Origin of the sequence: Paraburkholderia sp. MM5384-R2 (genome assembly GCF_014201025.1) — a bacterium.
Classification (GTDB): domain Bacteria; phylum Pseudomonadota; class Gammaproteobacteria; order Burkholderiales; family Burkholderiaceae; genus Paraburkholderia; species Paraburkholderia tuberum.
In genome coordinates this window covers 176,260-188,633 of the sequence record NZ_JACHDI010000001.1, presented here as the reverse complement: position 1 = coordinate 188,633, position 12,374 = coordinate 176,260, and the positions used below count along the sequence as shown (strand labels likewise).

The following is a 12,374-nucleotide window of genomic DNA, read 5'->3' as shown; positions in this document are numbered from 1 at the left end:
TGCGCCCGGTTCACCTGCGCATGCAGCGGCGCTGACCTTGAACGGAGTCGATCATGACCGATATGCAACTGCTGTCCTATGAACCGGCGCCCGGACGCGCCCCCGCTCGTACCCGCGGCGAAACGCCTGCCGTGATCACGCTGCCCAGGCCTGACATGGCCGGCGGCATGCCGCTGATGAAAGCGCTCGCGCTGCGCGCCAGCACCCGCGAATTTTCCGACACACCCTTGATGCCCGCGACGCTTGGTGCGCTGCTATGGGCGGCGGACGGCGTCAACCGTCCGGCGACAGGGGGCCGCACGGCGCCGTCGGCCCATGCCTTCAATGAAATCGACCTTTATGCGGTGCTGCCGAACGGAGTCTATCGCTATGACGCGCCAAACCATCGGCTCGTACTCAAACACGAGAGCGACGCGCGCAATATGACGGGATACCAGGATTTTGTCGGCGACGCACCGCTCGATCTCGTGTATGTCGTCAACATGTCGCGCCTGCTGACGATGCCGCCTCAGCAGCGCGATATTTTTTCCGCCGTCGCGGCGGGCGCGATGGCACAGAACGTGTCGCTGTATTGCGCTTCAGCCGGACTCGGATGCGTCGTACGGGGTTGGATCAATCATCGCTCGCTGAGCGACGCACTGAAATTGAACGAGGACGAATTGCCGATCCTGGCTCAAACCGTAGGCGCGCTGGCAACGACACTGAATTCGCTCGCGGATTGAAGCGGCGTGGCGCGCAGCGGTGGCCGGCAACCCGGGCCTCGCGCGCGATGCGGTTATCGGGCGGCCGGCAGGGTTCCGTTGGCAGCATGCCTGATCCGAAGAGGCAACCCATGTGGTACGGCCTGCTCGATACACAACGGCGCCTCGCCAGGGCGTTCGCCGATAGCGCGCTCAACGTCTGCGTCCGGACCCCGGGTCTATCCGGGCTTCATCCAGCAGGCTGCCGTCCTGGCCGCGCATCCCGCGCGTCAGGTCGGCCTGGAATACCGGCGCGCTTGGGCAAGTCCCGCTTTGCACGATCGAGGCAGACCGCGACGACATCACCGGCGCGGATCAGACTCATTGCGCGCACGTGCTAGGTCATGCGCCGGACGCGCCATGGCATCGGCGCGCGACCATCGGCCAGTGCGACCATTACGATCTTTTCACGGGCCCACGCTGGCACGACGCTGTTCATCCCCAGTTATGCGAATTCTGGCGCGCGATCGAATGCGATAGTGAAGCGAAAGCCGAACCGCCCGGCCGCATTCGATGATCCATGTCAAAGCTGCGCCGGACCAATGCAGTGCAATGGTATTTATCGCCGCCATGGGCGGGTTCCGCGCGAGGGCATGATGAAACTGACTTTTCTGGGTGGCGCGGAAACCGTCACCGGCTCGAAATATCTGCTCGAAGCGGCCGGCTTGCGGATTCTGATCGATTGCGGTCTGTTTCAGGGTACGAAAAACCTGCGCCTGCGCAACTGGAGCCCGCTGCCCATGCCCGTCGACACGCTCGACGCCGTGATCCTCACGCACGCGCATATCGATCACAGCGGCTACCTGCCCGTGCTCGCGCGCAGCGGCTATCGCGGCCCCGTCTACTGCACGCCCGGCACGGCCGACCTGTGCGACATCATGCTGCGCGACAGTGCGCGTCTACAGGAGGAGGAAGCCGACTACGCGAACCGTCATGGCTTCTCGAAGCACAAGCCGGCTCTGCCGCTTTACACGCTCGACGACGCACAGCGCGCGCTGCGGCTCATCGTGCCACGCGAATTCGATGTCCCCACCCCACTGAACGACGAGTTGTGCTTCCGCTTTCTGCCTGCCGGACATATCCTGGGCGCGGCCAGCGTCGTGCTCTGCTGGCGCCATACGGTGCTGGCTTTTTCAGGCGATCTCGGCCGGCCGAACGATCCGATCATGCGCGCCCCCATGAAGCTCGCGCACGCGGACTATCTGGTCGTCGAGTCGACCTACGGCGACCGCCTGCATGCCACGACCGATCCCGAGCAGGAGTTGGCCGCGCTATTCGAGCGGACGTTCGCGCGCGGCGGCATCGTGGTCATGCCCTGCTTTGCGGTCGGACGAGCTCAGGAAATCCTTTATTACATCGCGCATCTGAAGCAGACCGGGCGCATGGCAAACGTGCCGGTCTATCTGGACAGCCCGATGGCCACCGGCGTCACGGAGGTGTACCGGCACCATCTGAGCGAGCACCGCCTGACGGCTTCGCAGGCGGCCATGATCGACAAGGCGGCAGTCATGGTGCGCTCGGTCGAGCAGTCCAAAGCGATCGCCGCGCATCATGGTCCGATGGTCATTATCGCTGGCAGCGGCATGGCCACCGGCGGTCGCGTGCTCCATCATTTGCGCCTGTATGCGCCGGACCCCAGGAATACGATCGCGCTGGTCGGCTATCAGGCCGCGGGCACGCGCGGCGCCGCCATTGCCGCACACGAGCCAGCGGTAAAGATTCACGGCGAGTACGTGCGAATTCGCGCACATGTCGAGACGATTTCGTCGCTGTCCGCGCATGCGGACTACAGCGAAACGCTGAACTGGCTCGCAGCGATATCGCCGGCGCCCGCGCAAACGTTCATTACGCACGGTGAGCCCGCCGCCGCCGATGCGTTGCGTCGTCGAATTACCGACACGCTTGGTTGGCCTTGCACGGTGCCGGTGTATCAGCAAAGCGTCGAGCTGGCGGAAAGGTCTGCGCTCGACGGCCGGTCCGCGGCCGCCGCTGCGGCATGTTCGATCTCCGGCCCAGCGCAGAGCTGATGTCACGCCCTGCGCAAAACCTCGCGCGCTGCCGCGCCGTCAAGCGTGCGACAGGCAAGCCGTCACGGCCCGCATGGCCGCGCGTGACGATGCCCGGTAAGCTTGCACCCACGCGCGCAGCCGCTCGAAAGCTGTCACCACGCGTGCGCCATCTTCTCGAAAGCCCGACATACCTGCAGGCCGACGAAGACGCGTCGTTCCTGCAACGCCCCGAGATGTGCGGCGTGCGGCTGCAGCTCGACTACTGGAAGACCGAAGAGAGCCTGAAGGAATTGCTTTACCGCCGCGAACTGGAACAGTGGCGACAGCGGCTCCAAGGTCGCGCGCACGGCGTTGCAGAACGCGATCTCCGTCGCGTCGTTGCTGCTGACGACCGATTGCATGGTTGCGAGCCAGCCAGCGGCGGAGGCTACCTCGCCGTTTGGCGTCTCGTCGGATTTCTACGGCGGCGCATAATGCCCGCGCCGCCAGCATCGGCTTCGGACCACCGGTCCGGCCCCACCCGCTTCAGTTTCCATTACCGGGGTGCCCGGCACGACCCCAGACTGTATGAAGTGTTGATCGTGCTCGACGACAAAGCGCCCATGTGCCGGATCGAGATCCGCCATGCCTCGCCGATCGTCGACGACCTGCCCCCGCTGTCCAGCGGACAGCTTAGCGCGGCGCGTCTGCGCAAGGTGGTGGGCCTGCTGGGGCTGATCGAACGCATGACCCGCCACGACAGGAGCGCAAACGTACCCGGCTCGCTCGTCAGCATCGCTCATCTGCAGAATCGGCGCCGTCCTCGGCGCCAGCAAGTCATGCCGAAGCGGAGCAAGGTTCGTGGCCGTCGTGAAGTATGGCCGGCCGTGCAGGTGAAGCCGATGCGCCAGGCGCATGAGCGCACGGCTGGCATGCCTGCTCACGCGGAACCGCTCGCGCTCGCGCTGTCCCGCACTTCAGCGCGGCTCGCCCGCCCGCGGCGCCGCTATCCGGTGCGTCGGCCATGACTTTTTTTCAGGCCGAGTCACGGACTTCAGTCAGGTGCGGTGACGTCGTGCTTTGCGATAGATCGAGGCCGCGTCCAGCCGCATGTTCGCTCGGCCGGAGCGCTGAGGGTGTCGCTTGCACACAGAGCGATCGGGCCAGGATGCCTGCACCTTCCGACGGACATTCGCCTCACACCAATTTCTTGATCGATCTCAAGTCCTGCGTCGACTGGACGTCGAGAATCTGGAATCGGGTAGTTGCGCTATGGCCCGTCATATCGAACCGAGCATCCGGAGGGAGACGTCAAATGCGCATCTATCATTGCAGGACAGGTGGACTGCCAGGCAAAGCGGTGATGCCATGAGTCCGGCCTGGATGGAGGTGGAACCGCCGTTTCGCGATCGCGCCGAGGCAGGCCGCATGCTTGCACGGCAACTGGGCAGCTATGCGGGACGTCGCGATGTGATCGTACTGGCACTGCCGCGTGGCGGCGTTCCGGTTGCCTATGAAGTCGCGCAAGCGCTATGCGTCGAGCTGGACGTGCTGGTCGTGCGCAAGCTGGGCGTGCCGCACTATCCGGAACTGGCAATGGGCGCAATTGCTTCCGGCAGTGCACTCTATCTCGACGAGCAGACGATCCGCATGGCAGGCGTTACCCAACCCGAAATCGCCACCGTGCTCAATAACGAGCGCCGTGAATTGGCACGGCGAGAAGCCTTGTATCGCGCACAGCGGCCACCGCTGAACGTCGAAGGCCGAACGGTCATCCTTGTCGACGATGGCATCGCGACGGGCTCAACAATGCGTGCCGCAATCGCGGCGATGCGCGCCACCGGCAAACCGGCGCGAATTGTCGTTGCAGTGCCGGTTGCGTCACAGAGCAGCGCAGAAAGTCTGGCCGGTCTCGCGGACGACTTCGTCTGTACCCACTGCATGCGCCGGTTCGGCGGTGTCAGCCAGTACTATCAGGACTTCGGGCAGACAAGCGATGCGGAAGTGCGTGCCCTCCTTGCACGCTCGCGTCAGGACGTGTCGTGATGCACCCCGCCGCCGCCCCATTTCTCGCCGTGCGCGAGCTCGCACAACGACTCAACGACAACGACGCCGACTTTGACGCGTTGCTGGAGATGACACGCGGCCGGCAACTGGTACTGCTCGGCGAAGCCACGCATGGCACGCAGGATTTCTACCGGATGCGGGCACAGATTACCCGGCGTCTGATCGCCGAAGGCGGCTTCGACGCCGTCGCGATCGAAGGCGATTGGCCCGATACGTGGCGCGTGAACCGCTTCGTGCAAGGCGAAGGCGAAGACGAAGGCGAAGGCGATACAGACGTCGGCGCCGACGCCGCGCTTGACGATTTCCGGCGTTTTCCTACCTGGATGTGGCGCAATCGTGAAATGCGCGACTTCGTCGTATGGCTGCGTGCGCACAACGCCGGACTTCCGCCGCAAGAGCGCGTCGGTGTCTACGGACTCGATCTGTACAGCATGTACCAGTCAGCCGACGCGGTGATCCACTATCTCGAACAGGTGGACCCGCGGCAGGCCGCGATGGCGCGCGAGCGCTATGCCGCGCTCGATCATGTGCGCGAACCGCAGGGCTACGGCTACGCGACCGCTATCGGGGCCCGGCCTGATGCGCGGGAAGGCGCGGTCGCACAGTTGCTGCAGATGCGCGCCGACGCACTCCTGCATCTATCCCAGGACGGCCTCGGGGCCATCGATGCGCAGTTCTTCGCGCAGCAGAATGCTGAAATCGTCGTCGACGCGGAACACTACTATCGATCGATGTTCGGGCGTCGCCTGAACACCTGGAATCTGCGCGACGCGCACATGTACCGCACCTTGTCAGCTCTCGCCCCCTACCGGATCCGGCGCGGCGGAACGGGACGCGTCGTCTGGGCGCACAATTCCCACGTCGGTGATGCGCGCGCGACAGAATCGCGTCTGCGCGGCGAGTGGAATCTTGGACAACTGGTACGTGAAGCAGTCGGTGCAAGCGCGCTGCTTGTCGGTTTCAGCACTTACACCGGACACGTATCGGCCGCGTCCGAATGGGGCGGCGACGTCGAGCACAAGTGGGTACGCCCGGCGCTGCGCGACAGCTATGAATATCTGTTTCACAGCACCGGACTGGACCGCTTTTTCCTGCCGCTGCACGGGCCCGCGTCGGAACCGCTGCGCGAAGCCATGCTCGAACGGGCGATCGGCGTGATCTACCTGCCCCAGACTGAACGCGAAAGTCACTATTTCTGGACGTCCCTCGCAAACCAGTTCGACGCACTGCTCCATCTCGACGAGACGAGCGCCGTGGAGCCGCTCGATGCGCCGCATCAGTGGCATCGGCGCGAAAAGCCCGGGCAGGAGGCCTGAGCACACCATGCGACGCGGAGGCGCCCTATGCATGAGATCCGGATGAGCGATGTATCGATACCGTCCGGTGGAGTCACGCTGGACGGCATTCTCGCTGTGCCCCAAGAGCCGAGCGGGGTGGTCGCGTTTGCGCATGGCAGCGGCAGCAGCCGCTTCAGCCGCCGCAATCGGGATGTTGCCGCGGTACTGCAGCAGGCAGGGCTCGCGACACTGCTGTTCGACCTGCTGACAGCCGATGAAAATGATCAGGACATTGAAACGGGTCTCTACCGCTTTGACATTCCCCTGCTCGCGCGACGCCTGACCGACGCGATCGACTGGCTCAAGGCGCTCCCGGCAACCGCGGCCTTCGACGTTGGCCTGTTCGGTGCCAGCACCGGTGCGGGCGCCGCGCGCCAACGCTACTGATCGTCGGTGCACTGGATACACCGGTGATCGAGCTGAACGAGAGGGCTGCGCGCCGGCTGGCGTGTGAGCACCGGATGGTCCTCGTGCCGCGCGCCACGCATCTGTTTGAAGAGCCAGGTACGCTGGAAGAGGTCGCACGGCTCGCGGCGGCCTGGTTCTCGATTTATCTGCCGCCGCACGCTTCGAGTGGATGAACAGCGCGTCCGCGCGCATCGGCGCCGCAATGCCTGTATTTTCGGAGCCGGCGGCCGCCAGCCGGTTTGGACCGTCAAATAGCCATTCCAGCGGCGGCATCAACGACCGTCTTCTCCACGATTGCCTTCCCGGCTACGCGTGGTGACGCAGTGCCGTGAGCACTGCGTCACCACGCCCGTTAGCCGATCGGCAGACTTTTTTGCGCGGAAGATGATTTTTTCGGCAACGTCAGCGATAGCACGCCGTCCTGATACTGTGCGGTGGCGGTGGCTTCGTTCACGTCGCTCGCCAGCGAGAACGATCGACTGACGACTCCCGTATAACGCTCACGGCGAATAACCCTGTCACCCTCCTTCAATTCCTTGTCTCGCTCCACTTTGGCGTTGATCGAGACGACGTTGCCGTCGATCTTGACGTCGATGTCCTTCTTTTCGACACCAGGCAGCTCCGCCTTGACCGTATAAGCGTTATCGCTTTCCGTTACGTCGATTTTCATGTCGCTCAGCGCAGTCCCGTCACTCGCAAGACCTCGGAGCGGGCGAAACAGCCCATGAAACAGTTCAGACATAGGGTCGATCGAGAACGGTTCATAACGTTTTAAATCGCTCATGTTGCATACTCCTAACATTATCCATTGTCGTCATGGATGTCATATCGAATGGCCAGCGCGCTGCACCGTGCAGACGTGCGAGCGAACTACCCGTCGACGTGATGAATTGCTGCACTGATTTCACATCGTCGACGAAACTCAACGGTAGGCGCTCTTACATAGGCTGAATTGATGTGTATCAACTGATACGCCTTGGCTACTCCCGCAGCACCCAGGTATCGCCCTCCTTGATGTAGGAGCGCTTCACCGCTGCCCACGCAATTCGATGAGCAATCTGCTCCTGTCGCGCATCCCCGGCATGCGCTGCATAAGAGTGATTGAAGGCGGCACGATAGATGTCCTGCGCATGCGGGGGCAAGTGAGCTTGCACGGACGTAGGTAGATCTGAGTTGGCGTAGTAGGGCATGCCTCACCCCCCTTTGATATGGATCAGCAACTGATGCGAGATCGCGCCGATGATGAACGCAGGACGGCACTTCGTGATCCGGAAGGAGTATAGCGATGCGCATCACCTTTCCCCCCACCGCACCGGAGTATCGCGGCTCGAATCTGACCATTGGATTCGATGCATGCGTCGACGGAAAAAGCATTGATTGCGCGATTTCAGCCGAAGCGCTGGAAGATCACTTTGGCGCAAAATCGCCCTCTTCGGCAGATCTGCTAAACGCGTTCACCCGCCACCGGTCCGAAATACAGAATATCGCCCGCGACCTTCTGCACCTGGTGGACACAAAGCAACTGCTGCTGCACAGCGGCCATTTCAGGTTCAGGCTGGGTGCGCGCCCCGATTGCGTCTGAATATGAATGAAGACTCGATCGCCCAGAGACGATGTTCTCCTCCTACATTCCAGTCCACGGGCTCGCTCGTGCAAATTTCGGGCGCGGTATCGATGTGCGCCCTCAGATTGGGATGTTCAGGAATCGCTCCAGAAAAGTGGTGATCGAAGTATTCAACTTCGCCTCCGTGCCGAAGCAACGCCAGCAGCGCCGTCCAATTGACGTCCAGAGAGATGTCCAACACCCCTATGCACAAATCATTTGCGTGCGTCGCCTCGTTCGTCATCTGCGTTGCCGGTTGCGCGTACGATCCGGCAGTCCCGCCGCACCCGCCAGCGCCCCCGTCGGCATGTAGGTCGGGCCCGCCGATCGACCTCGACCGGTACATGGGCCGGTGGTACGTGATCGCGGAAACGCCGGTTCTCAGTGAGCACGATTACGTCGGCAATTACGACGAGTGGACGCTGCGCGGCGATGGAAGGATCGACGATAAATATCTCGGCCGGCGTCACAACTTCGACGCGCCGGTCACGGGAAGCCATTTTGTGGCGAAGGTGATGCCCGGAACTGGTAACACGAAATGGCGCGTGGGACTGATCTGGCCGTTCGAAGTGGTGGTCGTCACAGCGTATGTGGATCCCGACTACCATTACACGATCCGCTGCGTCGCCGACGGCGACATGATGTGGCTGCTCTCGCGTAGTCCAGCGATGGATGAAGCCACCTATGCGAAGATGCGCGCGCGTCTTGCCCGCATGGGCGTCAACCTGAACCGGGTACGGCGGGTTCCGCAAAGCACGGAGCAAATCGGCCAGCCCGGTTTTCAATGAGTCGCTGGACAGGACCGGAGAGCCGAGCCACGGCGGCGGTGCCGCTCCTGCCTGCTGTCCCGGCGCGACGGTCGGCATGGCCGGACTCGGGGGTAGCACTGTCCGCCACGCCAGAGTCAGCCATGCACGGCAATGAACGCGCCAGCGGCCGGCTTCGCCGCGTCAGCCGATCACCACACGGTCCACGACAGCCTTCACGCCAGGCGTGGAACGCGCAGCCCCCGATACGATGGAGCGCTCGATGGACGAACTGAGACGCCCCGACAGGATCACCCTGCCGTCGTCGACTTCGACGCCCACGTGCTTCAACTCACGATCGGTATGGCGCTGAATGGCTTTGCGGATGTTGTACTCGATCTCGATCGGGGAAGCAGAGCCACGAATCCGGATGTCGTTCGTCACGCCCGTCACACCACGCATGTGGACAATGTTTTTCTCGGCGATGTGGCTGCGGTAACCGTCCTCGACTTCACCGCTCAAGCTCACCCAACCCTTTTCGACCTTGATCTTGATCGCCTGCTCTTCGAGGCCCGCGATCCAGTCGAGAACGGCGCGCACGCTCAAGGCAACGTCCTCGTCGGTGCGCTGCTCGGACTCGTGAAGTTTCACGTCGATGCCGACCACCACCGCGACGACTCCGGCTATTCTGAGTGCGCATTTTTCAGCCGCGACTTTCTTCGCATAGTCCGGAACGTGCCCACTGAGCGTCACGATGCCGTCGACCACGGCAACGCCTATTCCGTTTGCGTCGACGGCTGAATTGTTCATCAGTTCGTCCTCGACTTCCTGTTTCAGTTGACTGTCCGGCTTCATGGAAAATTCTCCTCAGCAATTGTCGCAACGCGACACGGCGTCGCGCCGCGGATACGTCACGCACTCAGACTAATGCGCCTCCGCACGATTCAATTGACCGAGGTCAATCATGGAGCGCACCGCTGGCCCGCGCGTCGGACGCTGCGCCCGGTGTTCCCCTCCACGGGTCGCGTCAAGCCCCCGGGGCTGGCCGTGCTGCACGCGCCGACTCCGGCGAACTGTCGACCGCAATGAGGATTCGTTTGCATTCAGCCCCGCCGATGTCGATATCCGCACTGCGCAGCAACGACAAGGCGTGTTAGTCACGTTAGTCACTACGGGGCTCTCCCACGCTCCCGTTCGCGACGGTCACCCTGTGAATCACCCTCAGCGATATGAAGCTACCGCGAATCATGAGATCGGCTTTGTCGGTTCTTCTCCACAGCCTGCCGGTCCCTCTCTCTTTCCATCGGTCTGCGGGCGAATACGACATCAGCAACATTGGCAGCACCGCCAGCGCGGCCACCTGTTCGGCGACACTGGCGAAGCGCCATTTGCCCGTCAGCCGTGCGCCGCGGGTGCCGATCACGAGCAGGTCAGCGCGCCATTCCCGAGCGGCCAGTCCGATCGCCTGCGCGATGTCATCTCCCTCGTGCGCCGGCTGAAGAATCACAGCCTCGTGGCATAACCTGTCCCATCGATCCTGCGGCGAACATGCCACATAGCCAACTCGCACTGCTGCGCGATCGGCGGCGATTCGCATGGTTTCGGAGACTGCCGCTCGCGACCTCACGCGCAAGACTGGCCGGTCCGGCGCAGTCAGTCAGCAGCAAGTCGGCGCCCCAACGGCGAGCCGCCTCGGCCAGTGCATGCACGCTGTTCGCGTCGGGGTGCGACAACGCAAGAAGCGCCGTGCTTGCGTTGAGCCCGCGCATCGCAAGCAGGGCTTGGGCAGTCCGCAACATTTCCTCGGCCGTACGGCGCGCATCGCCCGAGTCGCGTAACCGCGTGCCCTCACCGGCGGGCCGCGCTACCGCCGCGGCGACTTGCAGTACCGTCTCGCGGCCCGCCCACGCGGATGCATAGTCGATCAGAGCGCCCGGGAAACGACCACCCCGCGCACCAATGAAAATGCGCCGATAAGTTGCAGTCGATGCCGCGCGCCCTCCATGGACTGTCGGCTCGACATCCCGGTTTATTGCTTTACTTGATAGCACCTGCCTCTCCCGTCCGATGGTGTAAGGCTCACGTCATAGCATCGCGCTGAATGCGCAGAAGAGAGGAAGGTGCCCTCTCCGTGACGCGCCTTTGTCACACCAGCCTGGCTGGCAAACGGCAACCGTTGATCCGTTGTCCGCGGCAACGGCCCTGAGGTTGGCACGCCAGCCTCACCGGCCACGACCGGCGCAACAGGCGCAACAGGCGAGTCAACACCGCTCGATGTGCTCGACGCTGGATCGGAACGCATGATCTGGTATCGGAGCTCTGGTATCGGAGCAAAACAACCGGGGGCGAACTCATTCATGGCCGCATCAGCGGCAGATTGCCATATTGGCTCTGGCTCGCGCGTCGTCGAAGTCGAAGCCGACGCCGACGCCGACGCCGACGATCCTGCTTTCATACCTCCGAGTCTTGAATGCCGCGCCGTTTCGGCCACCACCTGCTAGATGCCGGGCATCGCTGGATACGGCTCCGTATGATCCTCGACGCCCTTGACGCCAGGTATGGCCTGCGCCGCCACACGAACCGCATCGACGGCTTCCATCGAATGGAATATGCCCCACAGATGCACGACTCCGTTGGTGACCACGATATTGCGTCCGGCGAATGCCCAGTTACGGCCCGCGAGCTCGTCCATCAAGATTGCGCGAATTTCGCCATCCGCGAGCGTCACATCCGATGTCGGCTCATCCGGGACGCTCGCCAGCGCCTGCACAAGATTGGCGCGGCTCAGAATGCCCACAAGCTGCCCCGCCTTGGTCACGGGCACACGTTTGATGCGCCGCGTCTCCAGAATAGCGGCCACTTCGGCCAGGGACGTGTCGGGCTGAACGGTCACCACGTCCTTTGTCATCACGTCGCGCACTTTTGGCGCATGGGTCTTGATGTAGTCCCGTGCTTCATGACTGGCGGACCAGAGATGGAGCCACGAGGTTCGCGGGCGCTCGTCGGTGCCGATTTCGGCGCGGCGAAGCAGATCGCCCTCGCTGATCATGCCGGCGACCGTGCCGTCGGGATCCAGCACCGGCGCACCGCTAATGCCGTTGTCGACAAATATTTTCGCGACCTCTCGCACGGTCATGTCGGGTGTGACCGATATGACCGTACCGGTCATGACATCGGATGCACGCATGGCAACGCTCCTGAACAGATGGGTTGTTTAATGGGCGGAAAAGGCCGTCCTCGGTCGTGGGCACCACGCTGCCCGCGAGCGCTCGTATGGTTCGAGATTAAGCCGGCACGGCAGCGCTTCATTTGACATGGATCATCCCGGGGACCGACGCGTGAAGTTCTCTCTCGATGTGTAGCGGCGGCGCTGTGTCGCTTGACTCAGATCAACTGGGCGCCGGCCGTCTGCTGTCGAATAGCAGGCGTAACTCGCGTTTGCCGTAGCGCTGACGTCGTCCACCCGCTCGCGCGCTCTGCGGAAC

At 63.0% G+C, this 12,374-nt stretch carries 13 protein-coding genes and 1 pseudogene; 9 read left to right on the top strand and 5 right to left on the bottom strand.

What is annotated here, in order from left to right:
• Positions 1–53 precede the first annotated feature (53 nt).
• From HDG37_RS00880 to HDG37_RS00850, 7 genes and pseudogenes are all read left to right on the top strand, one after another.
• Entirely contained in the window at positions 54–722 is a 669-nt protein-coding gene (locus HDG37_RS00880; protein WP_184043578.1) for a SagB/ThcOx family dehydrogenase, read from the top strand.
• A gap of 178 nt (positions 723–900) precedes the next feature.
• A complete protein-coding gene (locus HDG37_RS00875) occupies positions 901–1,257 on the top strand; it encodes a hypothetical protein (protein ID WP_311540950.1) in 357 nt (118 codons plus the stop codon).
• A gap of 79 nt (positions 1,258–1,336) precedes the next feature.
• Positions 1,337–2,767, top strand: coding sequence for an MBL fold metallo-hydrolase RNA specificity domain-containing protein (locus HDG37_RS00870; protein WP_184044456.1), 1,431 nt, complete (start codon positions 1,337–1,339; stop codon positions 2,765–2,767).
• A gap of 89 nt (positions 2,768–2,856) precedes the next feature.
• Positions 2,857–3,756, top strand: coding sequence for a hypothetical protein (locus HDG37_RS40220; protein ID WP_409259889.1), 900 nt, complete (start codon positions 2,857–2,859; stop codon positions 3,754–3,756).
• Between the two features lie 340 nt (positions 3,757–4,096).
• Positions 4,097–4,774 (top strand): phosphoribosyltransferase family protein, encoded by a 678-nt coding sequence (locus HDG37_RS00860; protein ID WP_221311874.1) that lies wholly within the window; start codon positions 4,097–4,099, stop codon positions 4,772–4,774.
• Positions 4,774–6,111 carry an erythromycin esterase family protein gene (locus HDG37_RS00855; RefSeq protein WP_184044454.1) on the top strand — a complete coding sequence of 446 codons (1,338 nt, stop codon included), beginning with the start codon at positions 4,774–4,776 and terminating at the stop codon, positions 6,109–6,111. The genes HDG37_RS00860 and HDG37_RS00855 overlap by 1 nt, the downstream gene beginning before the upstream one ends.
• A 36-nt stretch (positions 6,112–6,147) precedes the next feature.
• A pseudogene (locus HDG37_RS00850) lies at positions 6,148–6,713 on the top strand (dienelactone hydrolase family protein).
• A 179-nt stretch (positions 6,714–6,892) separates the two neighbouring features.
• Here HDG37_RS00850 and HDG37_RS00845 read toward each other — a convergent pair.
• A complete protein-coding gene (locus HDG37_RS00845; protein WP_184043576.1) occupies positions 6,893–7,324 on the bottom strand; it encodes an Hsp20/alpha crystallin family protein in 432 nt (143 codons plus the stop codon).
• 196 nt (positions 7,325–7,520) lie between these two features.
• Complete coding sequence (locus HDG37_RS00840; protein WP_184043574.1) at positions 7,521–7,730, bottom strand: ChaB family protein; 210 nt, start codon at positions 7,728–7,730, stop codon at positions 7,521–7,523.
• Between the two features lie 95 nt (positions 7,731–7,825).
• On the opposite strand from HDG37_RS00840, the gene HDG37_RS00835 reads away from it, so the two are divergent.
• Positions 7,826–8,122, top strand: coding sequence for a DUF1488 domain-containing protein (locus tag HDG37_RS00835; protein ID WP_184043572.1), 297 nt, complete (start codon positions 7,826–7,828; stop codon positions 8,120–8,122).
• A 212-nt stretch (positions 8,123–8,334) separates the two neighbouring features.
• On the top strand, positions 8,335–8,931 hold the full coding sequence (locus tag HDG37_RS00830) for a lipocalin family protein (RefSeq protein WP_311540948.1): 597 nt from the start codon (positions 8,335–8,337) through the stop codon (positions 8,929–8,931).
• 162 nt (positions 8,932–9,093) lie between these two features.
• Here HDG37_RS00830 and HDG37_RS00825 read toward each other — a convergent pair whose 3' ends face one another.
• The 3 genes from HDG37_RS00825 to HDG37_RS00815 all read right to left on the bottom strand — a co-directional run bounded on the left by HDG37_RS00825 (position 9,094) and on the right by HDG37_RS00815 (position 12,076).
• The gene (locus HDG37_RS00825; protein WP_184043570.1) at positions 9,094–9,744 is read right to left on the bottom strand and encodes a BON domain-containing protein; all 651 of its coding nucleotides are present in this window, start codon (positions 9,742–9,744) and stop codon (positions 9,094–9,096) included.
• Positions 9,745–10,051: 307 nt separating this feature from the next.
• Positions 10,052–10,396, bottom strand: a complete 345-nt coding sequence (locus tag HDG37_RS00820; RefSeq protein WP_184043568.1) for a universal stress protein — start codon at positions 10,394–10,396, stop codon at positions 10,052–10,054.
• 990 nt (positions 10,397–11,386) lie between these two features.
• Complete coding sequence (locus HDG37_RS00815; protein ID WP_184043566.1) at positions 11,387–12,076, bottom strand: CBS domain-containing protein; 690 nt, start codon at positions 12,074–12,076, stop codon at positions 11,387–11,389.
• Positions 12,077–12,374: the final 298 nt, after the last annotated feature.